At 42.7% G+C, this 26274-nt stretch carries 29 protein-coding genes; 16 read left to right on the top strand and 13 right to left on the bottom strand.

Annotation, left to right across the window (positions count from 1 at the left end):
- Window positions 1-6: 6 nt before the first annotated feature.
- Together AADY36_RS01245 and AADY36_RS01250 are read left to right on the top strand one after the other, a co-directional pair.
- On the top strand, window positions 7-4323 hold the full coding sequence (locus tag AADY36_RS01245) for an alpha-1,6-glucosidase domain-containing protein (RefSeq protein WP_342408413.1): 4317 nt from the start codon (window positions 7-9) through the stop codon (window positions 4321-4323).
- A 99-nt stretch (window positions 4324-4422) separates the two neighbouring features.
- Complete coding sequence (locus AADY36_RS01250; RefSeq protein ID WP_054562834.1) at window positions 4423-4965, top strand: PH domain-containing protein; 543 nt, start codon at window positions 4423-4425, stop codon at window positions 4963-4965.
- On the opposite strand, the gene AADY36_RS01255 is transcribed toward AADY36_RS01250, so the two are convergent.
- Both AADY36_RS01255 and AADY36_RS01260 read right to left on the bottom strand, forming a co-directional pair.
- Window positions 4962-5306 carry a rhodanese-like domain-containing protein gene (locus AADY36_RS01255; protein ID WP_054562833.1) on the bottom strand — a complete coding sequence of 115 codons (345 nt, stop codon included), beginning with the start codon at window positions 5304-5306 and terminating at the stop codon, window positions 4962-4964. The two genes, AADY36_RS01250 and AADY36_RS01255, sit on opposite strands and share 4 nt — an antisense overlap.
- Window position 5307: 1 nt before the next feature.
- On the bottom strand, window positions 5308-5496 hold the full coding sequence (locus tag AADY36_RS01260; RefSeq protein ID WP_054562832.1) for a YgaP family membrane protein: 189 nt from the start codon (window positions 5494-5496) through the stop codon (window positions 5308-5310).
- 133 nt (window positions 5497-5629) lie between these two features.
- On the opposite strand from AADY36_RS01260, the gene AADY36_RS01265 reads away from it, so the two are divergent.
- The 3 genes from AADY36_RS01265 to AADY36_RS01275 are packed head-to-tail and all read left to right on the top strand — an operon-like array spanning window position 5630 to window position 10277.
- Complete coding sequence (locus tag AADY36_RS01265; RefSeq protein ID WP_054562831.1) at window positions 5630-5935, top strand: ArsR/SmtB family transcription factor; 306 nt, start codon at window positions 5630-5632, stop codon at window positions 5933-5935.
- 3 nt (window positions 5936-5938) lie between these two features.
- Entirely contained in the window at window positions 5939-9226 is a 3288-nt protein-coding gene (locus AADY36_RS01270; RefSeq protein ID WP_342408414.1) for an efflux RND transporter permease subunit, read from the top strand.
- Window positions 9216-10277, top strand: a complete 1062-nt coding sequence (locus AADY36_RS01275; protein ID WP_285221809.1) for an efflux RND transporter periplasmic adaptor subunit — start codon at window positions 9216-9218, stop codon at window positions 10275-10277. The genes AADY36_RS01270 and AADY36_RS01275 overlap by 11 nt, the downstream gene beginning before the upstream one ends.
- On the opposite strand, the gene AADY36_RS01280 is transcribed toward AADY36_RS01275, so the two are convergent.
- From AADY36_RS01280 to AADY36_RS01290, 3 genes are read right to left on the bottom strand one after another with little or no spacing between them, the layout of a single operon-like run.
- On the bottom strand, window positions 10270-10947 hold the full coding sequence (locus AADY36_RS01280) for a nitroreductase family protein (protein ID WP_054562828.1): 678 nt from the start codon (window positions 10945-10947) through the stop codon (window positions 10270-10272). The two genes, AADY36_RS01275 and AADY36_RS01280, sit on opposite strands and share 8 nt — an antisense overlap.
- Window positions 10948-10976: 29 nt before the next feature.
- Window positions 10977-11339 (bottom strand): DUF5329 domain-containing protein, encoded by a 363-nt coding sequence (locus AADY36_RS01285; protein ID WP_342408415.1) that lies wholly within the window; start codon window positions 11337-11339, stop codon window positions 10977-10979.
- A gap of 8 nt (window positions 11340-11347) precedes the next feature.
- Window positions 11348-12202, bottom strand: a complete 855-nt coding sequence (locus AADY36_RS01290; protein ID WP_239963186.1) for an endonuclease/exonuclease/phosphatase family protein — start codon at window positions 12200-12202, stop codon at window positions 11348-11350.
- Window positions 12203-12377: 175 nt separating this feature from the next.
- On the opposite strand from AADY36_RS01290, the gene AADY36_RS01295 reads away from it, so the two are divergent.
- Window positions 12378-12692 (top strand): Bor family protein, encoded by a 315-nt coding sequence (locus tag AADY36_RS01295; RefSeq protein WP_054554401.1) that lies wholly within the window; start codon window positions 12378-12380, stop codon window positions 12690-12692.
- The gene (locus tag AADY36_RS01300) at window positions 12689-13012 is read left to right on the top strand and encodes a Bor/Iss family lipoprotein (protein WP_054562825.1); all 324 of its coding nucleotides are present in this window, start codon (window positions 12689-12691) and stop codon (window positions 13010-13012) included. Before AADY36_RS01295 ends, AADY36_RS01300 begins: the two co-directional genes overlap by 4 nt.
- Here the strand turns inward: AADY36_RS01300 and AADY36_RS01305 are convergent, their stop codons facing one another.
- The 4 genes from AADY36_RS01305 to AADY36_RS01320 are packed head-to-tail and all read right to left on the bottom strand — an operon-like array spanning window position 13013 to window position 16876.
- On the bottom strand, window positions 13013-14251 hold the full coding sequence (locus AADY36_RS01305) for an ABC transporter permease (protein WP_058586180.1): 1239 nt from the start codon (window positions 14249-14251) through the stop codon (window positions 13013-13015). It abuts the gene before it with no gap.
- Window positions 14244-14951 carry an ABC transporter ATP-binding protein gene (locus AADY36_RS01310; RefSeq protein WP_054562823.1) on the bottom strand — a complete coding sequence of 236 codons (708 nt, stop codon included), beginning with the start codon at window positions 14949-14951 and terminating at the stop codon, window positions 14244-14246. Before AADY36_RS01310 ends, AADY36_RS01305 begins: the two co-directional genes overlap by 8 nt.
- Complete coding sequence (locus AADY36_RS01315; protein ID WP_054562822.1) at window positions 14951-16117, bottom strand: efflux RND transporter periplasmic adaptor subunit; 1167 nt, start codon at window positions 16115-16117, stop codon at window positions 14951-14953. Before AADY36_RS01315 ends, AADY36_RS01310 begins: the two co-directional genes overlap by 1 nt.
- A gap of 48 nt (window positions 16118-16165) precedes the next feature.
- Entirely contained in the window at window positions 16166-16876 is a 711-nt protein-coding gene (locus AADY36_RS01320; RefSeq protein ID WP_054554396.1) for a YIP1 family protein, read from the bottom strand.
- Window positions 16877-17046: 170 nt separating this feature from the next.
- Here AADY36_RS01320 and AADY36_RS01325 point away from each other — a divergent pair, with 170 nt between their 5' ends.
- Window positions 17047-17940, top strand: coding sequence for an aldo/keto reductase (locus AADY36_RS01325; protein ID WP_054563032.1), 894 nt, complete (start codon window positions 17047-17049; stop codon window positions 17938-17940).
- A 64-nt stretch (window positions 17941-18004) separates the two neighbouring features.
- Here the strand turns inward: AADY36_RS01325 and AADY36_RS01330 are convergent, their stop codons facing one another.
- The 4 genes from AADY36_RS01330 to AADY36_RS01345 all read right to left on the bottom strand — a co-directional run bounded on the left by AADY36_RS01330 (window position 18005) and on the right by AADY36_RS01345 (window position 20917).
- Complete coding sequence (locus AADY36_RS01330; RefSeq protein WP_054562821.1) at window positions 18005-18682, bottom strand: TorF family putative porin; 678 nt, start codon at window positions 18680-18682, stop codon at window positions 18005-18007.
- Window positions 18683-18970: 288 nt separating this feature from the next.
- Window positions 18971-20137 (bottom strand): hypothetical protein, encoded by a 1167-nt coding sequence (locus tag AADY36_RS01335; RefSeq protein ID WP_054563031.1) that lies wholly within the window; start codon window positions 20135-20137, stop codon window positions 18971-18973.
- Between the two features lie 151 nt (window positions 20138-20288).
- A complete protein-coding gene (locus AADY36_RS01340; RefSeq protein WP_342408416.1) occupies window positions 20289-20489 on the bottom strand; it encodes a helix-turn-helix transcriptional regulator in 201 nt (66 codons plus the stop codon).
- A gap of 8 nt (window positions 20490-20497) precedes the next feature.
- On the bottom strand, window positions 20498-20917 hold the full coding sequence (locus AADY36_RS01345) for a hypothetical protein (protein ID WP_055198628.1): 420 nt from the start codon (window positions 20915-20917) through the stop codon (window positions 20498-20500).
- Window positions 20918-21166: 249 nt separating this feature from the next.
- Here AADY36_RS01345 and AADY36_RS01350 point away from each other — a divergent pair, with 249 nt between their 5' ends.
- From AADY36_RS01350 to rplR, 8 genes are all read left to right on the top strand, one after another.
- Window positions 21167-23110: an AsmA family protein gene (locus tag AADY36_RS01350; RefSeq protein ID WP_342408417.1), complete on the top strand. Its 1944-nt coding sequence runs from the start codon at window positions 21167-21169 to the stop codon at window positions 23108-23110.
- 275 nt (window positions 23111-23385) lie between these two features.
- Window positions 23386-23754, top strand: coding sequence for a 50S ribosomal protein L14 (gene rplN / locus AADY36_RS01355; RefSeq protein WP_010378257.1), 369 nt, complete (start codon window positions 23386-23388; stop codon window positions 23752-23754).
- Between the two features lie 10 nt (window positions 23755-23764).
- On the top strand, window positions 23765-24079 hold the full coding sequence (gene rplX / locus AADY36_RS01360) for a 50S ribosomal protein L24 (protein ID WP_054554391.1): 315 nt from the start codon (window positions 23765-23767) through the stop codon (window positions 24077-24079).
- Between the two features lie 16 nt (window positions 24080-24095).
- Window positions 24096-24635, top strand: a complete 540-nt coding sequence (gene rplE / locus AADY36_RS01365) for a 50S ribosomal protein L5 (protein ID WP_054554390.1) — start codon at window positions 24096-24098, stop codon at window positions 24633-24635.
- A 10-nt stretch (window positions 24636-24645) separates the two neighbouring features.
- Window positions 24646-24951, top strand: coding sequence for a 30S ribosomal protein S14 (gene rpsN / locus AADY36_RS01370; protein WP_054554389.1), 306 nt, complete (start codon window positions 24646-24648; stop codon window positions 24949-24951).
- A 21-nt stretch (window positions 24952-24972) separates the two neighbouring features.
- Window positions 24973-25365, top strand: a complete 393-nt coding sequence (gene rpsH / locus AADY36_RS01375; protein WP_054554388.1) for a 30S ribosomal protein S8 — start codon at window positions 24973-24975, stop codon at window positions 25363-25365.
- A gap of 13 nt (window positions 25366-25378) precedes the next feature.
- Window positions 25379-25912 carry a 50S ribosomal protein L6 gene (rplF, locus tag AADY36_RS01380; protein ID WP_054554387.1) on the top strand — a complete coding sequence of 178 codons (534 nt, stop codon included), beginning with the start codon at window positions 25379-25381 and terminating at the stop codon, window positions 25910-25912.
- Between the two features lie 9 nt (window positions 25913-25921).
- The gene (gene rplR / locus AADY36_RS01385; protein ID WP_036974021.1) at window positions 25922-26272 is read left to right on the top strand and encodes a 50S ribosomal protein L18; all 351 of its coding nucleotides are present in this window, start codon (window positions 25922-25924) and stop codon (window positions 26270-26272) included.
- The last annotated feature ends 2 nt before the right edge of the window (window positions 26273-26274 follow it).

Consider the following 26274-nt stretch of genomic DNA (forward strand, 5'->3'; position numbering starts at 1 on the left):
AATAATATGAAAATAATAGCTAATTTTAGCCGCTTACTGATTGCATGTAGCATGGTATTGCTAACTGCATGTGGTGGTGGCGCTAGTAACGATATAGATTCTGGGCAAGTTTTATTGACCTGTAGTGTCCCGCAAGTTCCCAATGAAGCGGGGACTGAGTGTGTTGATCCACCACCGATTAGTTGTCCGGCACCAACGGTACCCGATGAGAATAATGAAAGCTGCGTGGTAGGCGCTGATCCCACTTTGCCTGATCCTGTGGTTTTCCCTGCAGATGACGAAGCCATCTTATTCTATAACCGCACCAGTGATGATGCCTACGAAGGTTATCGATTACACTCATGGAATAACGATGACTGTGATGCGTACGCAGCGCCGTTTGATGCCACTGATTGGGCCAATGGGCATGAATACGATGGTATTGATCCTAACTATGGCGCGTACTGGATTGTAAAACTAAAAGAAGGTTACAACGAGTGTGCTAACTTCATCGTGCATATTGGTACCGAAGGGTCTGGCAAAGCGTTTGGTGATGTTGATTTAAAAATGCCATTGATGCAGGACGATGAAAAGTTCCAACGAATGAACTTTACTATTCATGGTGAACCATCAGTATTTGAATATCCAATAGTTAGCTTAGGTGAGCGCCCGGTGAGTATTTCTGGTGCTTCAGCGCATTGGATTGATTTGTCTACTGTGATTTACCAGCCAAGTAATGAGCTGACAAGCATTATTAAATTACACTCATCAAACAGTGCTGATTTAGCTGTCGATGAAGATACCGGTGAGTTAAATGGTCAAGTGGTTGAGCTTACATCGACATCTTTAAGCGATGAACAAATCGCTAAAGTGCCGCACCTTGCTGGATGGAATGCATACCAAGGTAACTGGGATGCAGCCGCTGCAAAAGAGCTTATTAAACAACAACTGGTTGTGGCAGGCTATGATGCTGATGGCAAGCTAACAGAAGCCACTTATGTGCAAGCCGCTAAAGCCCTCGATGACTTATACACTAGTGGCGAAAGTGATGCTAATGAAGCACAACTAGGTGTGCATTACGCCAATAATGGCATTGATGTGTCGGTATGGGCGCCGACTGCAAGCAATATGAAATTAGCGCTGTATGATGCTGATAAAACAGAGCTTGAACAACTTGCTATGACCTTTGATAGCACAACGGGTATTTGGTCTAGCAATGTCGATATAAGTCACGATCGCCATTACTACCGCTTTATATTTGATGTTTATCATCCTGCGACTAAGCAAATTGAAAGCTTATGGAGCACAGATCCTTATTCATTAAACGTTTCAACCAATGGTCTATATAGCCAACTGATCAACCTTGATGATGAAGATACTAAACCAACTGGCTGGGATGAGCGTATGGTGCCAACGGTTGATTACCCTGAGCAAGCGGTCATTTACGAAGGTCATGTGCGTGATTTTAGTGTACGGGATGAAACCGTCAGTGAAGCAAACCGTGGTAAGTATCTTGCGTTTACTGAGCTTGATAGCGCACCAATGCAACACCTCAAAAAGCTGGCAGATAATGGCTTAACTCATTTCCATTTACTACCACTGACAGATATTGGCACCATAGATGAAGATGCCAGTCAGCGTGTTGATATTACTGCAACCTTAGGTGATTTATGTAGCCGCATTGACGATGATGCCGATGCATGTAAAACCGAAGATAAGAGTGCATTGATAGTTGATTTAATGGCGTCATATCTACCAGGCTCTGATGATGCTCAAGCACTTGCTAATGCAATGCGTGGTGTTGATAGCTTTAACTGGGGTTATGATCCGCATCATTTTATTGCACCTGAAGGCTCTTACGCTTCATCGCCTGAAGGTATTGCACGAGTTAAAGAAACGCGTGCGATGATCCAGTCTTTACAAGAAATAGGTTTACGTGTCGTGCTTGATGTTGTTTACAACCACACGACCTCATCAGGTGTTTGGGATAAATCAGTGTTCGATAAACTCGTTCCGGGTTATTACCACAGATACAACGAAACCTCTGGTGATATCGAGCGTTCAACCTGCTGTGAAAATACTGCAACAGAACATGTCATGATGGATAAGTTCGTTACTGACTCTATGGTGATATTAGCCCGCGACTTTGGTTACGATAGCTTCCGCTTTGATGTGATGGGGCATATGCCAAAAGCCTCAATTATGACCGCGCTTAGTGCAGTGCAAGCGGTTGACCCAGATACTTACTTCTACGGTGAAGGGTGGAACTTTGGTGAAGTCGCTGATAACCGTTTATTTGTGCAAGCTAAACAAATGGATATGGCAGGTACTGAAGTAGGTACCTTTAATGACCGTATACGTGAAGCAATTCGTGGTGGTGCGTTCTTTAGTAATAATGTCACAGATGGCAATTTATCTGAGCAAGATACGTTGCGTTTATCACTGGCCGGTAACTTACAAAACTACATTCTTAAAGACTTTAAAGGTAATTCAGCAAAAGGCAGTAGCTTTAGCTGGAGTGGTCAGCCAGCGGCTTATGCCCTTGACCCGGCTGACAGCATTAACTATGTCTCTAAGCATGATAACGAAACACTATGGGATCAGCTGCAATATAAACATGGCACTAACTTAAGTATTGAAGAGCGTGTGCGTGTTCACAATATGGCTTTAGCTATGCCGCTGATGAGCCAAGGTATTCCATTTATGCAAATGGGTGCTGATATGCTGCGTTCTAAATCAATGGATCGTAACAGTTATGATTCTGGTGATTGGTTCAACTTTGTTGATTTCAGTATGGGTACCAATAACTGGAATGTAGGCCTACCTCCTGCGCAAGATAACCAAGCGAAGTGGGGCGAAATTGCGTCTATTTCAGCAAATACGAATGCGCAAGCGATGGCAAGCGACATTGAGTACGCAAGTAATGTATTTACTGAATTCTTAGCAATTCGTAGTGCCAGCCCATTATTTAGTTTAACCACAGAGCAAGACATCTTAGACCGCGTTGGCTTCCACAATATTGGTAAGCGTCAACAGCAAGGCTTAGTAGTGATGAGTATCGATGATGGTATTGGTTTGACTGACATAGATAGCCAATACGATGCCATCGTCGTGGTGATGAACGGTACGGAGCAAAGCTTATCGCATACGGTATCAACGGCTGCGGGTTTTGAGCTTCACCCTGTTTTAAAAGCGAGTGTTGACTCAAGTATGTCAGCAGCAAGCTTTATGGCTGGTGAAGGCGAAGGTACCTTTAATGTTCCGCCATATACTGTTGCTGTGTTTGTGAAACCACAAGCTGATGCACAAGGTGAAGGCTTAAGTGCCGATGCGACTGTGGGTGCGCCAGATATTGTGCCATTTGGTAGCACAACAGTTTATGTTCGTGGCTCGTTAAATGACTGGGGTACGGCAAATAGCTTTGAATATGTGGGTAATGGCGAGTACAAAATTGCGATTCCTCTAACAGCAGGCAGCTATGAATTTAAAGTGGCTTCTGAAGATTGGTCTACCGTTGATTTTGGTGCGCTTTCTGCTGATGTTGCTGAAGTGATCGAAGGCGAAGATGAGCCGCTAACACGCAGTGGCGCTAATATGACCTTTACGGCGGCAATGGATGCTGTTTATGTGTTCTCATTCGATGCCACAGACACCGAAAACCCAGTGCTTAACGTCTACAACGAAGAGCCATTTGTTGGTACGCCAATTTATGTACGCGGTAGCTTAAACGATTGGGGCACCAGTGATGAGTTAATTTATCAAGGCAAAGGTGTTTATACCTTCACTAAACAGTTAACTGCGGGTAGCTATGAGTTCAAAGTGGCCTCTGAAGATTGGAACACGGTGGATTATGGTTCAGGTGAAAGTAGTGCAGCGGTTACAGTGGGTACTGAAAAACTACTCGCAGTAAAAGGCGCAAATATGACAATGGATATTGCAAGCGATGGTCAATATCAGTTTGTGTTTGATGCCAGTAACCTTGAAGAACCACTTATGAGCGTATTCAATGCAGAAATGTTTGGCGAAACTCAAGTTTACTTACGTGGTAGCGTAAATGATTGGAGCACAGATAATCCACTGATTTATGCTGGTGATGCGATGTACAGTACCACCATGACTTTAGAGGCTGGTGACTATGAGTTCAAAGTCGCTTCTGAAGACTGGAATACGGTGGATTACGGTGGCAGTGGTGATGCCCCTGTTGCTGTGCTTGGCGAAGCGGCTTTACTAGAAGCGGTTGGCGCCAATATCGCCCTGAGTATTGCAGCTGCTGGCGATTATCGTTTTACAGTGCAAGGACCTGATCTGAGTAAACTAACAGTGACGGTTGAAGCAGTGGAATAGCTTTCCCTGCAGTACCCTTAAGCCGGGCTTTTGCTCGGCTTTTTTTGTATTTAATGAAAAGTTTGTATATTGTCATAACTCTCTATCAAGGAGCCTATGATGACAGAAACCAGTTTAACGAGTGCTAGCTTTGATCCAAAAGTAAAACAATATTGGTTATTACTGGGTATTTTTACCTGTGTGATTAGTATGGTAGGGATCCCTTTCATTCCCATAGTTGCGTTAATAATCTGGCTGGTGGCAGGGCGTATTTTAGCGGCGATGTCAGCCACGTTGTTAACGCGTAAGTTAGTGGTAAAACGCGGTGTCTTCTTTAAAGAAGAAAAATCGATCCCACTTGAAAAAATAACCGATGTGGCACTTAGCCAAGGTCCTTTAATGCGTCAATTTGGCCTTTATCGACTGAGTTTTGAAACGGCAGGTCAATCAGGACAAGGTGCATTGGTATCATTGCTCGGAGTGGTTGATGCTGAGAAGTTTCGCGAAGCAATCTTGAAACAAAAAGATGAAATGACTCAAAGCAGCAGTGCTAAGGTTGAACATCAACCTGAAGATACTCAGTTAGAACTGCTGCGCTCACTTACTTATAGCGTAAAAAACATTGAACAAATGTTAGTTACGCTATTAGATGAAAAGCGTTAAAAAACCTGACAGATTTGCTCTGCATTACAGGTGATTACAGTGACATTTTCGTAGCCAACACGAGTCAGTGCTTCGGCACTTAGTGTGGCGCGGGCACTACTTGCACAGTGTAAGTAAATGGGTCTTGCAGGATCTTTTTCAATTTCCATTAATTTCATTTCAAGTACACCACGCGGGATATTAATTGCACCTGTTGCTGCTTTAGTTGCGTGCTCAGCAGGTTCTCGTACGTCTATTAATAAACCGTGGTTTTCGCTTAATTCTTGTTTTGCTTGGTCAGCGCTAATGCGGCGCTGGTTTGGGGCAATAATTTTCATTAAGTCAGGAATTGGGGTCAGCATACTAATCCTCCATGCCAAGTTTGCGTAAAATGGTGATCATTGGGCACCACTTAGTGAATGCCGATTGAATTAAGTTTAGAGCAATAAATACCGTAAACCAAATCCACAGCGGACTGTGAAACTGTTGTAGCAACAATGAAATACAGATCATTACACCAGCAATTAAGCGAAGCGCGTCATTTAGTTTCATAATAAGACCTCGATAACAGAGTGATGTATTTAATATATTAGATAATTCTACATTAGTAAATTCTAATATTAGACTTTTCTAATATATCAATCTATACTTTAGCGGTATTTTAAGAATATAGAGTAGTGCGATTATGAACATCGATTTTGCGGCTATGGCCGACAATGTGGAACAAGCAGAGCAAATGCTAAAGATATTGGCGAATAAAAATCGTTTGATGATCTTATGTTCGCTGCAAGATGGTGAAATGAGCGTGAGCGAATTAAACGAAGCTGTGCCGTTGGCGCAGTCTGCATTATCGCAACACTTAGCGGCGCTGAGAAAAGCTCAGATAGTTGCTACTCGACGCGAAAGCCAAACTATTTATTACCGCGTGGTGGATGAAAATGTGGTATCAATCTTAGCGACCCTACATGGCTTATTTTGCAAAGGTAATTAAGCAATGAATGCTATCGATAATGCAGTAAAAAACAGCTTGAGTGGTCGCCTCCCTGTCATTATTTTTATTATGTCGGTGCTGCTTGGTTTAATGGCATTGAAGCAAACCCCCCGTGAAGAAGAGCCGCAAATTGTGGTTCCGATGCTTGATATATATGTGGCAGCGCCAAACGTTGAAGCGCCAGAAGTAGCAAGGCTGGTAACTGAACCATTGGAAAAGTTATTGGCGCAGTTAACGGGTGTTGAGCATATTTACTCGACTACACAAAGTAATGCTACTGTTGTTACTCTTCGCTTTGAAGTTGGTCACGATCGTGAGCAAGCCATTCTCGACACTTACGCTAAACTCTATAGCTATCAACACACGATGGCGTCAGTGATCAGCTCATGGCAAATACGTCCGGTTGAAGTGAACGATGTACCCATTGTGATGCTGGGCTTATTTAGTAAAGATCCAAAACTTTACGATGACTATCAACTAACTCGCTTTGCCAACGAAATCGCTAACAGTTTACAGCGCATCGAAAATACCAGCGAAGTGAAAGTGATTGCTGGTCGAACTCGTCAATTAACGATTAACCTTGATGCAAGTGCTCTTGCTGCACATCAAACAACCCTAACCGATGTGTATTATGCGCTTAGCGTATCTAACCAATTAGTGAATGTGGGCAGTGTTGTTGAGGGTAAGCAGCAAATTGCCTTACAAGTGGGTGATGTTTTACGCTCTCAATCTGCGATTGAACGTCTTGTTGTCAACGTGGTAAACGGTAAGAGTGTTTATCTAAGCGATGTGGCCCAGGTGAGTGATGGTCCAAGCGAAGCACAAAGTTATCAATGGTTGGCTCATTCAGATAACCAGCAACAACTTCCTTTAGTGACCATTAGTGTCGCTAAACAAGCAGGCACCAATGCGGTAGCTGTGGCTAACGAAGTGCACAGCATGATGGACAGTTTATCGGCTAATCTACTACCAGATGAAGTGGGCTACACCGTACTGCGTGACTATGGCCAAACAGCGAACGAAAAAGTAAATAACCTTACCTCGAGCTTAGTGTTTGCGGTATTTACCGTGGTTATTTTTGTTGGCGTATTTTTAGGGTGGCGACCAGCGATTGTTGTGGGGCTAGCGGTACCTATTTGCTACGGCATCACCCTGACACTTGATTTTGCCTTTGGCTATACGATTAACCGAGTCACGCTGTTTGCATTAATACTTTCTTTAGGTCTATTGGTTGATGATCCCATTACTGGGATAGACAACATAAGTCGCTTTTTAACAAAAAAAGGCGATAAAAAACAACGCATAGTTGATGCCATGAGCGAAATTCGTGTGGCGCTGTTTATGTCTACATTGACCATTATGGTGGCATTTATCCCACTTGCATTTATCACCGGCATGATGGGGCCGTATATGGCACCGATGGCATTTAATGTACCGGTCAGTGTGATGGTTTCAACCATAGTGGCATTTTTTGTCACGCCATGGTTAGCCATGAAATTACTTAAAGCGCCAGTCGATGACAGCATGCAACTAGAAGCTAACCCCCATAGCTTATACGAGCGCATGTTATCGCCATTACTTGAGTCTAAAGGCCGCGCCAAACTCGTTTTATGGACCACATTAGCTTTGTTTATCGCCAGTGCCATGTTACCCGTAATGCGTGCAGTGCCTCTAAAGCTATTACCGTTTGATAATAAAAACGAGTTGCAAATTTTAATTGATATGCCAGAAGGCACGAGCCTTGAGCAAACCGCCGCTTTCACTCGACAAGTACAAACCATCACTTGGCAATTAAATGAAGTAAGCGAGGCGGCAGCCTATGTTGGTCAGCCATCAAGCATGGACTTTAATGGTATGGTGCGTGGTTATTATCGACGTGAAGCTGCTAATTTAGCTGAACTCAGAGTATTACTGCTCGATAAAACTGAGCGTGATCATCAATCTCATGGCGTGGTCATGCGCTTGCGTGCCGCATTAGCGCCACTGGCAACTGATGGCATTGTAATTAAAGTGGTTGAAGTGCCACCGGGTCCGCCGGTTTTAAGTACCTTAGTGGCCGAAGTTTACAGTGAGCCATTTGTTGATACAGAGACTCACTATCAAGCAGCACTTGCCGTTGCAGCAAGATTAAAGCAAGAGCAGCATGTGGTTGAGGTTGATACCAGTATTGCTGCCAATGCGCCGTTACAACGTTTTGTTACTGATAAAAGTAAAGCGTCATTGTCGGCGGTGTCTACGCAAGATATTGCCCAGACCTTAGCCATTGCCTCGCATGGGCAAAATGTTGGGGTGTTATATGTTAGCGGCGAAACAGATCCTGTCGATATAAAGCTGCAACTACCATATCAAGACCGTAACCAATTTGCTGAATTGCTGGCTTTACAAGTGCGTGGCGATAGGGAACTTGCAAAAACCAGTGACGAATTTGGGCTGCAAAGTGCACCGCGGCCGCTGGTGGCGCTATCTGAGTTAGGTGAATTTCAGCATCAAGAGGTTGCCAAGCCAATTATGCGTAAAGATCAGCGTAATGTTGTATATGTTATGGCTGAGCTAAATGGTCGTACACCCGCTGAAATTATTGCTGACGTTAACGCCGACTTAGGCATCAGCACTGACGAATTTAGCCAAACAGATTGGCAAAGTAGGCACTTTTTCAATAATGGTGGTGGCCAAGTTTGGCAATTACCTGCTGGCACTGACGTGACCTTTAGTGGTGAAGGTGAATGGCGAATTACCATTGATGTATTCAGAGACATGGGGATTGCCTTTGCGTTTGCGCTCACTGCAATTTTCATCATCTTACGCATTCAAACAAACTCTGCGAGTTTGTCACTGATCATCATGTCGGCTATTCCATTAACCGTAATAGGGATCATGCCGGGCTTTTGGCTTTTGAATCAATTTGGAGAGCGCACTATTGCTGGTGCTCCAGAGCCGGTGCTATTCACCGCAACAGCCATGATAGGCATGATTGCACTTGCTGGTATTGTGGTTCGTAACTCACTTATTTTAGTTGAGTTTATTAATCAAGCTCGCGGCCAAGGTATGGCAATTAAACAGGCTTTGATTGCCGCAGGTACGGTGCGTATGCGCCCTGTGTTACTGACTGCGGGAACCACCTTATTAGGTAACTTGGTGATCACCCTAGACCCGGTATTTAGCGGTCTAGCGATCGCAATTATTTTTGGTATTGTGGCATCAACATTGTTCTCATTATTTGTTGTGCCGCTGGTTTATTATTTAGTGTTTGCAAAGGATGCAGCCAAAGAGGAACAAGCTCATGCAGGGTAAATCGAAACTTATTGGTTCAATCATCGCGTTATCTGTGATCATTGTGGCGGTACTTTACATGGCGGGCAGTTTCTCTGATAAGCAAGCTGCAGGCATGAAAAACCCATCGGCAAATGATTACACTGGTCAGTTAGTGACAGTAACACTGGCAGATATTGCTCGTGATGAAGTTGTACCGGGCACCGTGATTGCAAAACAAAATACGCAAATCTCTTCTCGTGTAATGGCACAAGTTGAGCGTTTAAATGTACGCGCTGGCGATACTGTAAAACAAGGTGACGTGCTAATTACCTTGCAGCAAGATGACTTTAAAGCAGGACTTGCTCAAAGCGAAGCACAAATAAATGCAATTAATGCCTCGCTGACTCAAGCGGAGAAACAACTAAAGCGTATTAACGATTTATACAAGCAAGGCTTGGTATCTGTTAGCGAATACGACGATGCAAAAGCAAGGTTCGATAATTTAACGGCGAACCTAGCGATTGCTAAGCAGCAGCAAACACAAGCGCAAGTTGCACTGAGTTTTACGCAAATTAAAGCACCGATTTCAGGTGTTGTGGTTGAGCGTTTTGCAGAGCCTGGCGATACCGCAACTCCTGGCACGCCATTACTCGCACTGTATAACCCACAACAATTACAATTAGCATTTAATGTTAGAGAACAACAAGCAATTAAGTTGAATGTTGGTCAAACTCTAACGGTTAAACTACCTGCTTTATCAACGTCAATGCCTGCCACAGTGACAGAAATTGTGCCTGTTGCTGATAGTGCTGCGCGTAGTATGGAAATCCGTTTAGAAACAGATGCGCAAACTGGGTTAATGCCTGGGCTTTATGCACAATTACAATTACCGCTCGCCACTGAAAAAGGGGTGTTGATTGAGTCAAGCTTGGTGCACCAATATGGCCAATTGAGTATGGTCTATTTACTTGAAAATAATCAGATAGTGCGTCGCTATGTGCGCCTTGGTGAAATGCTCGATGGTAAGCAGCACATCGTTTCAGGTTTAAACCCGGGTGATGTGCTGGCTGTTGATTTTAAAACTAAATAAAGGTCGCTATTTCGTCTAGCGACTTTTTCACTAAGGCATGCTCAGGGATGGTTGCATCTGTTCCTGGGTAGCCTGCAATTAGTAGCATATAAGGGCGCTCATTATCTTTATCACGACCACAAATTTCGGTTAAAAAGCTCATTGGCTTTGGTGTATGCGTGAGGGTGGCAAGACCAGCTCTGTGTAGTGCTTGAATTAAAAAGCCTGTTGCTAGGCCAACAGATTCATGAACATAGTAATTGGTATTTTTGTCATCGGCAGAAATACCGCCTTTCTTTTGACTAAACACGGCAATTAGCCAAGGCGCATGCTCAAGGTAGGGCTTACTGGCATCTGTGCCAAGTGGTTTTAAGGCATCTAACCATTCTTCACCTGCGCGACCTTCATAAAATGAGCGCTCTAGTTTTTCAGCGGCTTCACGAATTTGTTTTTTCACATTGCTGCTGTGTATTGCTACAAAGTGCCAAGGTTGATGATTGGCACCGCTCGGTGCAGTGCCAGCCGCTCTAATACAGGTTTCGATTATTTCTTTTGGCACTGGGCGGTCGCTAAAGCTGCGAATACTGTGGCGACGCTGACTCACGGCTAAAAACTCTTCGGCGCGTTTAAGCATCTCGTCATGAGGGTACTCAATAAAGTCATTGAGTGGCTGATTTTTGTGTTCTTGCATGGCTTTTCGCTTCTTGTGTGTTGATGATTTTAATTATGAATATGTTGGTTTCGGCGGTACTCTTTTAATTCATTGCTCAACCAATCTTTTGCATTGAGTAACGACCCATTGCTGAGTCTTACTTTATAGGGCTTACCGCTCCATGAGCTTTTACTCGCCAAATTTTCAATAAACTTTTCGGCAGTTTTTGCATAGCGGGTTGCTTTTCGATACTTCATAGCAAGGTGTTCGGCAGCATCTTGGCTTGAGTGCTCTGTACCATTGCGAATAAATACGGCATCGCTCTTAGCGACAAAATCAATGAGGTGATTTATCTCTTGTTCTGGGGTGGCTGCATCACTGAATTGGCTAATGCTCAATAACATTAATGCGATTAACCAATATCCTCTCATACATAATCTCATAGCGTTTGATGCTCTATCGTCAAGGTTGCAATTATTGGGTTATGATCTGAGCTTGCAAGCTCAGGTACAACGGTAGTTTCTATTTTGACACCACGCACCCATACTTGGTCAAGTGCTAATCCAAATGCTTTGGTGCGCTTATCATCTAAATAAATAGCTTCGTGCAAACCTAGCTGGGTCAATGTTTGCTGTAATAAGGCTTGGCGTTCATCACTCCAGGTATTGAGATCACCGGCAAATACAATAGGGCCTTTGTGCGTTCGCATAATAGCGGCGGCATCGTCGAGCTGTTGCTTAAAGTCACTAACGCCAATCGTAAAGTTAATGGCATGTAGGTTAATACTGAGTAATAACTGTTGATCAGGCAGCGCATACTCCACAATATTGGTGGCTTTTGGGCTACGTAGCCAAGGCTCTTTATGGGTGAGTGTACAATGTACAGTAGCTGGCCAGCGGCTGAGTGTCATAACTCCTGATTGCACGCTGCCGCTCTTATACCCTTTAGCAAAGCGCCAATAGGGTTTGAGCTTTGTAAGCGAAGGTTCTTCGATAGCTTCTTGTAGTAACACAATATCAGCATCGGCATTTAGCTTTTGTAAATCTGTGAGTAAGCCATCTATTTGTGCTTTGTAGATATTCCAACTCAATAACTTGAACTGATAGGGCAAAATATAATGTTCAGCGTAAGTTTGCATGCGGCTTTGCGCTAATTGCTGTTGGCAATTAGCAAGGTTCACAGCGGTTTTGGTTATACCTTGTTGCTCATCAGAGCTAGGATCGCTTGAAAAGCTATACCAAGACAGCACACTTAAACACACAAGTAATAAAAATATACGCAGATATGCCGTCATAATGACCTTTAGTTACTTTCCTTGAGAGTTAGTCGTCGATAGCCTCAGTTTAGTTCAAAGGCTAAATGTTAGAAACTGTAGTATTTCCTACAATTTTTATACGCTTTCTTACCCAAAATGTGTACTCATATTCTTATACTTACTGAGCTTAACAACTCAGACAAAGGAACTACTCATGAAACAAATGGCCTGTATGCTGCTTGCCTTATCGGTGACAGCGTGTTCATCAGTCACCATAGTGCCAGAAAAAACAACCAATAAATTAGCCACTAAAGCTGATTACCAAGATAGCCGCCCATTCTTTTTGTGGGGCCTTGTTGGTGAAGAGCGCGTTGATGTAAAGGCTATTTGCCAAGATAAAAAAGTTGCCCAAATGCAATCGCAACAAACATTCGCTGATGGCGCATTAGGACTTGTTACACTCGGAATTTATGCTCCTCACACAGTAAAAGTATGGTGTGAGCAACAAGCACAGGAGCAACAACTATGAAAAGCCTACTAGTAACAACTGTGTTAGTAGCAACCTTAAGTGGTTGCACAAATATCTACTTTGATAATGGCAGTGCTGCACAAGCCAATAAAGCGCCTGCAACAGAGCAATGGCATCATAACTTTGCCGCAGCGCTTTACGAAGGTTCAAAGCCTGTCGACTTATCTGAGGAGTGTCCTGATTCCGAATGGCAAACCGTTCACACTTATAAGTCGTTCACCAATGGCTTAGCTGAAGTTGCAGTAAACCAAGTTGGGCCTATTTGGTACCCGAAAACAGTTGAAATAAGCTGTGCTCAAGTACCTTATAAGCCAGACTAGTTATTCATAACGCAGCGCATCAATTGGGTTTAAGCGTGCCGCTTTAATAGCGGGCGCTAAGCCAAACACAATACCAATCAATGAAGTAAAGCCAAATGACAGCATAATCGCCCAACCCGGTATGTAGGCATCTGGCATGCTCGGCACTGATAACGAAATCAGTGCCGCAGCACCATAACCAATCGCTAAACCAATTAAACCACCAAACAGTGATAGCACCACAGCTTCAACTAAAAATTGCAGCATTATAAAGCCTGGTGTTGCCCCTAATGCTTTTAAGGTGCCGATCACACGTGTACGCTCTGTTACCGAAACCAGCATGATATTCATCACACCAATACCCCCAACTACTAGGCTGATACCCACTATCCCCGCGGTAATTGCGGTTGCACTACCGGTAAATTTATCGATATTGGCACGGGCTTTTTCGGCGGTTTCAAATTCAAAGTCGTCATCTTCGCCGTCTTTCAGTTTATGTAATTGACGTAAGATGCGGCGAATTTTAGCCAGTACTTGCGCTTCGTTAGCATCATCTTTCAAACGAAACATCATTTGTACATTGGTATCAACACTGCCGCCTTCTAGCGCACTCATGGTACTTATTGGAATATTAATGTAATCGTCTTGGTCAAAACCTAATAAACTACCTTGTTTTTCAGCAACACCAATAATGCGAAACCACTCACCACCGAGTTTGATATACTCACCTACAGGGTTTTCAGGCAGGTTAAGCTTTTCGATAATTGAAGGGCCAATAAACGCCACTCGACGGCGTTTTTCATCATCTTCTGCGCGAATAAACCGCCCGAGTTCTGGGTAGGTGCGGTAAGCTTTTTGGTAGTCTTGCTCGGTGCCCATTACCCGTGAAGCATGACTTTTATTGCCATACTCTGCTGCACCAGAAAAGCGCCAAGTAAACATTAGCGCAGTAAAGGTTTCGGCTTCTTTTACGCGTGCTTTTAGAGTTAAAAAGTCGCTGTAGGTTAACTTTGCTTGTTGACCTACCATTTCTTTTTCTACGCTAGTGTAAGGTTTTATATTGGTGACATCGGGAGACATATCAGCAAGCTGATCATTAATTTGCTTGGTAAACCCTTGCATCACTGCCACCACGGTCACAACCGCCGCAACACCAATAATAATGCCTAAGCAGGTAAGAGCACTGCGCATCGCATTAGCTTTAATTGCCATCAGTGCGGCTTTTGTACCTTCCATTACAGCGATAGCAGATTTAAACATGTTGTCTTGTTCCTTCGCCTTTACGGGTATCACTAACAACCTTGCCATCAACTAAGCGAATAACACGTTGGCAGTGATCAGCAATATCTTGTTCATGAGTAACCAAAATGATGGTGTGCCCTTCGTTATGAAGTTCATCAAACAGCGCCATGATTTCAGTGGTGGTTTTACTATCTAAGTTACCGGTAGGCTCATCACCAAGTAGAATGTGGGGCTTAGTAACCAGTGCGCGAGCTATAGCGACACGTTGACGTTGGCCACCAGAAAGCTGGCTCGAAAGGTGATTTACCTTATCGCCAAGACCAACCCGTTGTAATGATTCGAGCGCTTGTTGCTTTCGCTCTTTGGCAGAAATAAATCGATACACTAAGGGCTGCATAACATTTTCAAGGGCGGATGCTCGTGGTAATAAGTTAAAGCTTTGAAAAATAAAGCCAACACTTTCATTACGCTGATGAGCAAGCTCCGTTTCGGTCATGCGCTTTACTAGCTTATCTTTTAAATAGTAGTCACCACTGGTGGGAGTATCTAAGCAGCCAAGCAAGTTCATCAGGGTTGATTTACCTGAACCCGAAGGGCCAATAATGGCAACATACTCATTTTGTGCAATTTCAATATTAATATCATCAAGGGCTTTGAAAACTTGTTCGCCCATTTTGTATTGTTTATTGATATTACTGAGTTTGATCACCGCAGACATTAGTTAGCACCTTTTTCAGGGCTGTTTTTAACGGCTACCGTATCACCCTCTTTTAGTGAGCTAAGTGGTCTAGCTGGGCCGATAACAATACGATCTCCTTTTGCAACACCGCTGGTTAGTGCTTGTTCGATATCTGAAGAAATACCTACCGTAACAGCTGTTTTAGTTACTGTATTATCTGCATTAAGCTTCCAGACAAAGTAGCTATCATCCTCTTTTTGAATAGCTTCAATAGGCAGTTTTAAGCCATTTTCGGCAATGCTTGTGGCGATTTCTGCGCGGCAGCTCATTCCGGCATAAAGCTGGCGGTCAGTGGCATCAAGCAGTACTTTGACTTTAAATGATAAGCCCTGAGAACCGGCTTGATTTTTTGCTGATGTGCCAATGTTTATTACTTTGCCAGTGAAAGGTTGATTTGGGTAAGCGGCGGCATAGATATCTGCGTGTTGGTCTAATTTGATACCGGCAATATCGGTCTCATCCACTCGAAGCTCGGCTAATATTGCGCTTGGATCAGCTACTAGCATCAAGTCTGAGCCAATAATGTTAGTTGTTCCCGCAATAACAGTTTCACCTTCTTTAATATTTACCGAAGCAAGTAGGCCACTCATTGGAGCGCGAAACACGCTTTTATTTAAACGGTCTTCAGCAATCAATAACGATGCTTGGGCTTGGTTGTAAGCTTCACGTCTTGCTTCAATATCTATTTTTGCTAAATCGCGGGCATTTTGTAGGTTTTCATACACTTCTTGGCCTGCAAGGCCCACTTCATAAAGCTCTTTCTGGCGGCTTAGTTGACGCTCGATATTTTTTAATCGGGTTTCGCTATGCTTTATATCGATTTCGGTCGCGCGAAGCACGGCCTTGTTGCGTGCAACTTCAGATTCAAACGCGGTCGTATCTAGGCGCATTAAAATATCGCCCTCAGTGACACTTTCGCCTTCTTCAACAAACACTTTCGCTACACGGCCTGTCACTTCTGAGCGCAGTTGCACTTGGGTATTAAACACGAGGTTGCCAGAGGCTAAAATTGAATCGGCAATATTGCCTTGTTCAACTTCTGCAATATGCATTTCTGGTGCATCTTTATTGCCTGTGACTTGTTTTGAAATCAGTAAAGCGACAAATGCTGTAACAGCGAGGCCAATAATAATGGCTTTTTTCATGTTACTTCCTTGGTAGTTAAGAGCGGCATATCGCCGCTCAAAGCAGAATTAAACGAGAGCGATTACAGTCCAAATACCGTAAATAACAATACTTGGTAGAGCTGCAAACAGTAGCGCTTTATTGAAAGTGAAATTAGTCCAGCTCTTTAAACCGATAGCTGCGATGAAAATACCCCAAATAGAAAAGATATTGAGACTTTCAAGTAAGGTGTAGAATGGGTGGCCAATTTCTAAACCAATTAAAAGTTGGTTAATCGAAGCATAGTTAAATAACGTCTGTGAGATTTGGTCGGTACTCGCAGTTAATACTAAGATGAGTAAACCAAGACTTGAGATAATCATTGGCATCATGGTCCACACACCAAAGCCATACCACGCACCATAACCGTAGTTAGCTTCTGGATCTTGCTTAGATACAAATAGGTAGTAGCCTGCCATTAGAGCATTAATAACAGCCAAACCAATGATGCCACCAAACATAGCAAACCATACTTGCATATCTATGGTTTGCTCCATGCTTTGGCGAATCATTTTTTGTTCTGCAATGGTGGCATCAACACTGGCAGCAGCCACTTGTTGATCGATTAAAAACTGCGGGTCAGCTTTATTGTAAAAAGCAAACATGCTGGCAGCGAGGATGCCGGCAAGTAAAATAAAGGCAACAAAAGACCAACCTTTTGCTTCCTTTAAACCATTAAAGGCTTTGCTCGGGCTGATAAAAATATCAACCAATGCGGTCATGACATTTGATGATTTCATTTTTTATTCCTTGTTTTATAACATTTGTTTTTAGGTACTAAAATATCCTGTTTAGTAACAAATTAGCAATTTGTTTTGTAACTGTATGTTAACAGCTGTGATTAGTAAATCTGTGATATGGTTAAAGGATTAATTTGAGTCGAATTTATTAGGAATAGTAGGTCGTTATGGTGAATAGCAATGGTCGTTGTATTGATGAGTTGGTATTAGGATTCTGGCGCTTGTTAGATTGGCAGATAACGCCACAGCAATGCTTAAGTTTTTTAGAAAATGCAATTGAGATGGGTGTGTCACATACCGATCATGCTGACATCTATGGTGAATACGGTTGTGAAGCCGAATTTGGTAAAGCACTTAAACTAAAACCAAGTATTCGTGATGAAATCAAAATAATCACTAAATGTGGTATTAAGCCTGCGTTTGCCAGCCTAGGATTACAAGGCAAAGCAAACCATTATGATTCAAGTGCCGCGCATATAATTGCCTCAGCACAGCAGTCACTTAAAAACTTTAACACTGATCGTTTAGATGTATTACTTATCCATCGCCCTGATTACTTAATGAACGCCGATGAAATGGCACAAGCATTTAATACCTTAAAAGCAAATGGTGACGTGATTGATTTTGGTGTATCTAATTTTACCCCATCGCAACTTAGCTTGTTGCAGTCGCGTTTAGATTTTGAGCTTGTGACTAATCAAATTGAGTTTTCACCTTACGAAATGAAAGCCCTTGATGATGGTAGCTTAGACCAATGCCAATTGCTCGATATCAAACCTATGCTTTGGTCACCATTAGCTGGGGGTCGTATATTCTCAAGTGATGATGAAAAAGCGGTGCGTTTACGTGCAGTGTTGGAGCAAGTTGGTGCTGAAATTGGCGCCACAGCCATTGATCAAGTTGTTTATGCTTGGCTGTTAATGCACCCAAGTGCACCGTCTGTGGTACTTGGTACGGGTAATATTGAGCGTGTTAAATCAGCTGTTGAAGCTAAGCAGCTTACTATGAACCGTGAACAATGGTATCGCATTTGGCAAGGCTCAACCGGGCATAGTGTACCTTAATATATAGCCCAAAACTAGAAAAGGGCCTTAACGGCCCTTCGTGTTGCAGCAAGTAACACATTCTTTATAAAGTGAAGTCAACCGCGTAAGCGACATACACTTTTAGATCTGAACCATCAATGTCGTTGTCTGAAAGACCGAAAGTAAAGCCGTCTTTCGACACTGAAACACCGTAGTCGATGATGTCATCATCACCAATGAAATCCCCTGAGTAATGGCCTAAGTGAAGGGCCATTTCTGCACCGGTACTGCCAACTGGGAAACTGTAGTCAGCATTTAAATATAGAGAGTCACCAAAATCTGTACCGTCACCGCTTGCTGCTGATGTTGCTAGGACTGCTGCACCAAAGGTGAAGCTACCCATGCTAATGCTACCGTAGATTTCTGAGAAGTCTGCATCTGTGTAAGACGCTGCATCTGGGTATGCATAATAAATGTAGCCAACATCGTAGCTAAAGGTTTCATTGATTTCACCGCCAAAACCAGCATAAAGGTCTAGCTCGTAAGTCATGTCGTCAGCCCAGCTAGCATTCGATACCCAAGTACCCGCATAAAAGCCAGATTCACTTGCGTAGTCGATACCACCTTGGATTGCAGCATCACCACCGCCTTGCTCTTGACCACGCCATAAGTAGTTTGAAGTTGCCGCAGCGTTTGCTGTAACTTCTGCATAGCTATATGTTGAGCTCAAAGTTAATAGCGCAAGGGCGCTTGCTGCGACCGTTTTTTTTAGTTTTAGCATGTTTCTGTATCCTGTTGTTATGTTGATTTTGTCCCATTTTCAGATTGCAGTCTGGTTATTATTTGAGGACATTTTCTATGTGTTGTCTGGATACGATATTGCACTGGTTGTGCCAAGTTAATTCCGAGCGGGATATTTTATGCTTAAAGGCTTTAAAAACAGGCTTTTAAACTTGTTTAATTGTGAAAAGGATGGTTATTTGAATTGTTCATGCGCACATGTGTGGTGCAAAAAATAACCCGGTTGCACAATTGCGAAGCAACCGGGTTTTGCTTATTTGAGAGTAACTTAGCCGAAAATTGCACGCATTAGAGTAATGGTTTCTTCAACACTGCGGCCTTTTTCAACTTCACTGATGATTGAATCGCGCTTAGCTTTGATATGTTCAGGGATATCATCACTTGCTAATGCTCGGTCCACCAGTATCTCTGCTGATTCTTTGCCACGGCGTACGGTCTTTTTACCTGCTGAGCTTGTGGTACTCTTAGGTTTGTTTAACAACTTAATATAGTTAGAGTTATCAGCGGTACTTTTATCTGCATAATAAAAGAAGCTAGGCAATAGGGCTTTGATTTCAACCAGAGATTGTTCAAGCTCATTTGCTGCACTGGCCATTTTGAACCAAGGCATGCTATGTATTGCTTCGACAACATCTTGCCAGTAGCGCTCAAAATCACGGTTATTAAGCTTAGTAATGCCTAATGCCGCACAAAGGGCATCAAGTTTACTATTTACGATTGGTGTAAACACGTCAGGTCGGCGCATCGCAAGCAAGCGAGTAGCAGGAGCAAGCGTTGGCTTTTCATCGCTGCCATTAAATGCCATGAAGTAAGCAACCATAAAATGCTGATAATGTTCTTGCGTTACTTCACCCTCAAGTGGGATGTGTACAAGCGCCTCATCGAATGCACCTGGCAAATCACTCAACATTTGGTGGAAACCTTTTGCGTTCTTAGTAGAAGCAAACCATTCAACGTCGAAGTTATAGCTGCTTGGATCAAGCGAGGCACTGTGTTTACCTGAAAACGCTAAACGGTCTTCTGGGATCATCTCTTTTAGGGATTGCGATTTAATTGCGGCAATGTAATTAGCTAAGCGTAGTTGCTCATCAAGGGCTACAAGCTCTTTATGCTGCTCGATGAAGCCTGCAATAACAGGCCATGGCGCAACCCTTAATGTTTTTAACTGCAAAAAACTGATTGCAGAAATTAATAAGTCATGAAGTTTTTTAAGAGTGGGTAATTGCTTATCTTCTAACAGATCGTAGTTAATGCGATCACGGCTTGCACTTAATAGCTCATAGCACCAACCTAAAAAGTCTTCAGGGTGGTTTTCTACTTTAACTGCCATAAGGTTTAAGCTGATATCAGAGGCTTGCTTGAGGATATTTTGATAAATTTGACTTTCTTGCTCGCCAAGCGCCATTTTTGACGGTGAAATAAGCAGTTTCTTCATGCTTAATCGATACTCCAGTTTTGACCAAATTGGGTTGTTTAATTTTAGTACACAGGGTGCAAAAACAACAGGGTCGTGCATCATACCGAAGTAATGGAATGATGCAATCTTACTGATAATTTATAAGTAAGATTGCGGCTGATGTGGTTTATTAATCATTGTCATCGAGTGTAAATAATTGCTCAACACTGAGTTCAAAGTGAGTAGCAATTTTTAACGCGATAATCACCGAGGGTATAAAGCGGCCGGTTTCAACTGTGCTGATGGTTTTACGTGATACTGCAATGGCATCAGCAAGTTCTTGCTGCGATAACCCCTTTTCTTTGCGGAATTTAGCGATATTATTTTGCACTTTTATACCTAGTCTCTACTTTGCCAAAGAATTGATACGCCATATATCAAACACATCAAAGCAAGGTAAAATGTGGCCATCATGCTATGAGATACATTTAAAGCAAGTTCATCAGACAATAAAAAAATAGCCCCCATGCTAAAAAGCAATCCAAGCACTACATGTTTATAAGCGATGGTATCAATCGTATTTAAAAATTCATCCTTATACGTAAGGCGATAACCAAGTTTCCATGTAAATCCCCCTCTAATTACAAACATAAAGAAAGATCCTAAAAATGCGGTACCGCCAATAAACAGTAACGGTGCTGATGTTTGCTTGAGCATTGGGTAAACACTAATAATTAATAACGTGACTCCCATGAATATTGAAAACCATGCGTTATGACTCATAAACTTTTCTTCTGTTTTGATATCTTGCTTAGACATAATCGTTTCCTTTTATTTTAAACTCAAATGTAACCTACAGGTATCAATGTAACCCTAAGGTATCAATGTAACCCTAAGGTATCATGCGGTCAAGATTTTTTTGTAACCTATAGGTATCAAATGGTTTCAGCGCTGATTCATATTCTTGTACCTAAGCTTGTTCACAAACCTTTTTATGTGTTGGGCAATGCAATTGCGCCTAACTCCCGCTATGATAAGAACATTGTTTGCCCATTTTTAAGGATGATTATGAAAACCTTACTGAAAATCGTTGGTGTCATCTTCGTATTACTGATTGCATTGGTAGTCGCAGCACCATTCCTAATACCTACAGACGCGATATTTAATAAAGTATCGGAGCAAGTAGAACAAACCACAGGTCGTAGTCTGACTATTAATGGCGATAAAAAGCTGTCGGTATTTCCATCATTAAAACTCGAATTGAATGATGTGCACTTTGCTAATATGCAAACAGGCTCACAAAAAGATATGGCAAGCATGCAGCAACTTGCTATCCGTATCCCGTGGATGTCGTTATTTGGCGGTGAGTTTAAACTTGATAAATTCGTTATTAACAAACCAACAATTTTGTTAGAAACCGATAAAAATGGTAAAGCAAACTGGCAATTATTTGATGCGGTTGCTGAGCAACCACAGACAGAGCAGCAAAAGAGTTCTGGCGCTGTTAACTTACCAGATAACTTTGACATCGAACTTGGTGAAGTAGCAATCTACGGTGGTACTTTCACTTATCTAGATGGTAAAACCGGGGCAAAGCAACAGATAAGCGATTTAGAATTAGCCATCCTATTACCTTCTCTTCGTAAGACCTTAGAGTTAAAAGGCGGTATTACCTATATGGGTGAGCGCTTTGATTTAGATGTCACGCTAGATACACCTATTAAAGCGATTGAAGGCGAAACCTTTAATGTAAGCACTGAGGTTGATTCACGCTTAGTCGATTTGAATTTTAAAGGTGCAATTGCAGAAATGGGTAATGACGTGCAAGGGCTTCTTTCTGTCAGTGGTGACTCAGTGAAAAATATTGCGAGTTGGCAAGGTGTTGAACTTAATGCAAAAGAAAATGCGTTTAATGCATTTAATGTAAAAGGGTCAATGCATCTAAAAGGGCAGCAGTTTAAGCTTACAGAGCTACTTGCCACCCTAGATGAGCTGCAAATTAAAGGTAAAAGCGATATTAAGCTTGGTGATCGTTTAGCTGTGAATGCCGATATTGATTTAGGTATGCTTGATCTAAACCCTTACCTACCAGAGGGCGTAGCTAAAGAAGAGCAAGCAGAGCCTGCAGCAGATGCGCCAGCACAACCAATTGTTTGGGATGATACTGCAATTGATATGAGCGGCTTAAATGCACTTGATGCAAATGTAGTCGTGCGTTCAAGTGGCTTAAAAGCCAATGATATTACCCTTGGTGAAAACCAGTTAACGGTGAACCTAAAAAATGCCGTGGCTAAAATCAGTCTAGACAAGTTTGTTGCTTATGAGGGCAATGGTAAAGGTGTGATAACCGTTAACGCCAAGCAAACACCTTATAAAATTAGTACTAACTTTTCTTTAGATAAAATTGATGCGCAGCCATTACTGACTGATGCGGCTGGTTTCGATAAGTTAATGGGTAAAGGTTCTCTAAACTGGGATCTAACGACCACAGGCCAAAGCCAAAAGAGCTTTATAAATGCTTTAAATGGTAAGTTAGGCTTTGAGTTTGCTGATGGTGCGGTAAAAGGGGCCAACATTGCAGAGATGGTTCGTAAAGCAAAAGAGCTTATCAAAGGTAACTTAAGCGCAGTATCAGAAGGTTTAGATACAGGCTTTGATAACTCACAGCAAACAGACTTCTCGGCATTGCAGGGCAGTTTTGTATTCACTAACGGTGTTGGTGAAAATAAAGATCTGTCGCTACTTAGCCCGCTTATTCGTATTACTGGCTCAGGTAAAGTTGATTTACCTATGACGAATGTAGACTATCGCTTGGTAACGGGGATTGTTGATTCAATCGAAGGACAAGGCACGACCGATGATAGTACAGGCTTTAAAATTCCACTGCGTATCAAAGGCCCATTCCATGATGTTGGTTATAGCTTAGATGTCAGTGATGCGGCGAAAGAAGAAGTCAAAGAAAAAGCTAAAGATAAAATCAAAGACAAATTAAAAGGTCTATTTGGTAATTAATAAAAATTTAATTAAAGTCAAAAACAGGGCGCATTTGCGCCCTGTTTGTTTTATAATCAATAACAAACCAGCAAGCTGCTGTAATTCCTCAATGCAGGCATTGCGATTAATTCCAAATTAATTAAAAAATAACCTACCACTTCCTTGCCATTGCTGCTACAATTGCCCGCCCTTAAGAGACAACTTGCTTGTTTTTTGAGTGGAATTTAACCGAAATGTCTTGATTTTAAACAAAATTAAGGCGTGTTGTAATTTCTACACCGGAGGTCATTAACATGATCCAAATGCAAACTCAGCTGGACGTTGCTGATAACAGCGGCGCTCGCAAAGTGCAGTGTATTAAAGTCCTTGGCGGTTCGCACCGTCGCTATGCAGCGGTTGGCGATATCATCAAAGTTTCTGTAAAAGAAGCTATTCCTCGCGGTAAAGTGAAGAAAGGTGATGTTAAAAACGCGGTAGTTGTGCGTACTAAAAAAGGCGTTCGTCGTCCGGACGGTTCTTTGATCCGTTTCGATAGCAATGCGGCTGTTATCTTAAACGATAACTTACAGCCAATTGGTACTCGTATCTTCGGCCCTGTGACTCGTGAACTTCGTACTGAAAAGTTCATGAAAATCGTTTCACTAGCACCAGAAGTACTATAAGGAGTCTATCATGGCAGCAAAAATCCGTCGTGATGACGAAGTAATCGTACTAGCAGGCAAAGACAAAGGTAAGCGCGGTAAAGTGCTTTCAGTTGTTGCTGAATCTGGTCGAGTATTTGTCGAAGGCATCAACTTAATCAAGAAGCACCAAAAGCCTGTTCCTCAGTTGAACCAAGCTGGCGGTATTGTTGAGAAAGAAGCGTCTATCGACGTATCAAACGTTGCGATCTACAACTCGGAAACGGGTAAAGCAGATCGTGTAGGTTTCAAGATTGAAGATGGTAAGAAATTACGTATCTTTAAATCTACTGGTAAAACTATCTAATAGTTGGAGTAGAATGATGGCGAAACTGCATGAAGTATATAAAGACAAAGTAGTTGCTGAGCTTCAAGAGAAGTTTGGTTTCAGCTCTGTCATGCAAGTCCCTCAGATCGAAAAGATCACATTAAACATGGGTGTGGGCGAAGCTCTAGCTGACAAGAAGATCCTAGATAACGCTGTTGCGGATCTAGAAGCAATCTCTGGTCAGAAACCTCTAATCACTAAAGCACGCAAATCAGTTGCAGGCTTCAAAGTGCGTGAAGGTTACCCAATTGGTTGTAAAGTAACCCTACGTGGCGAGCGTATGTGGGACTTTTTTGAGCGTTTGGTTTCAATCGCTATCCCACGTATCCGTGACTTCCGTGGTGTAAGTGCTAAGTCTTTTGATGGACGTGGTAACTACAGCATGGGCGTACGTGAGCAAATCATCTTCCCAGAAATCGATTATGATAAAGTAGACCGTGTTCGCGGTATGGATATCACAATCACTACTTCTGCGAAAACAGATGATGAAGGCCGTGCGTTGTTAGAAGCGTTTAACTTCCCATTCAAGAAATAAGGGTAGGGTTATGGCAAAGAATTCTATGAAAGCGCGCGAAGCAAAGCGTGCGAAATTAGTTGCTCAGTTCGCTGAAAAGCGTGCGGCACTAAAAGCTATCATCAGTGATGTTAATACATCTGACGATGATCGTTGGGACGCGGTATTAAAGCTACAAGCTTTACCACGTGATTCTAGCTCTTCACGTCAACGTAATCGTTGTAACGTTACGGGCCGCCCACATGGTTACCTTCGCAAATTCGGCATGAGCCGTATTAAAGTTCGCGAAGCAGCTATGCGCGGTGAAATTCCTGGCCTTAAAAAGGCTAGCTGGTAATAGTATCACGGGAGTAAGACTATGAGCTTGCAAGATCCTATTGCGGATTTGTTTACACGTATCCGTAACGGTCAGTCAGCGAAGAAAGTATCAGTAACGATGCCAACTTCAAAACTGAAAGTAGCAGTAGCTAAAGTATTAAAAGATGAAGGTTATATCGCAGATTACGCTGTAAGCGGTGAAGCGAAGCCTGAGCTTTCTATCGATTTAAAATATTTCGAAGGCAAAGCTGTTATTGAAAACATCCAGCGTGTTAGCCGCCCTGGTCTACGTATCTATAAGAAACGTGACGAATTACCAAAGGTAATGGGTGGTCTTGGTATCGCTATCGTATCAACTTCTAAAGGCCTAATGACAGACCGCGCAGCACGTAGTGCCGGCGTTGGTGGTGAGATCATTGGCTTTGTAGCTTAATCGGAGGGGAACTATGTCTCGCATAGCAAAGGCACCAATCAATGTTCCTGCCGGTGTAGAAGTTACATTAAAAGGCCAGGACATCACAGTTAAAGGCAAAAACGGTGAATTAACTCGTACTATCAACGACGCTGTTGAAGTACAAGTTAACGACAACGTTATTACAACTTTACCTCGTGAAGGCGTAGCTAATGCATGGGCACAAGCAGGTACTGCTCGCGCTCTAATCAACAACATGGTTGTTGGTACGCATGAAGGTTACGAGAAGAAACTTCAGTTAGTAGGTGTTGGTTACCGTGCAGCAGCTAAGGGCAAAGTATTAGACTTAACTCTTGGTTTCTCACACCCAGTGAATTTCGAAGTACCAGAAGGTATTACGATTGAAACACCAAGCCAAACAGAAGTTCTAGTTAAGGGCGTAGACAAGCAGTTAGTTGGTCAAACAGCTGCTAACATCCGTGCATACCGTAAACCTGAGCCTTATAAAGGTAAAGGTGTTCGTTACGCGGACGAGAATGTACGCCGTAAAGAGGCTAAGAAGAAGTAAGGTAAGACGATGGATAAAAAAACAGCTCGTCTACGTCGTGCTAAACGCACTCGTAGAAATTATATTGAACAAGGCACAACGCGTCTTGTTATCCACCGCACGCCACGTCACATTTACGCTCAAGTAGTTACTGCTGAGGGTACTGTACTGGCTGCTGCTTCTACTGTTGAAAAAGCAATTAGCGAAACAGTTAAAGGCACAGGTAACGTTGCAGCTGCTCAAGCAGTTGGTAAAGCGGTTGCTGAACGTGCAGCTGACAAAGGCATCGAAAAGATTGCTTTTGATCGCAGTGGCTTTAAATATCACGGCCGTGTGAAGGCGCTTGCTGATGCAGCGCGTGAAGCCGGTCTGCAATTCTAGGA

This window comes from Pseudoalteromonas sp. D15MCD-2, assembly GCF_038562745.1.
In the GTDB taxonomy this organism is placed as follows: Bacteria; Pseudomonadota; Gammaproteobacteria; order Enterobacterales; family Alteromonadaceae; genus Pseudoalteromonas.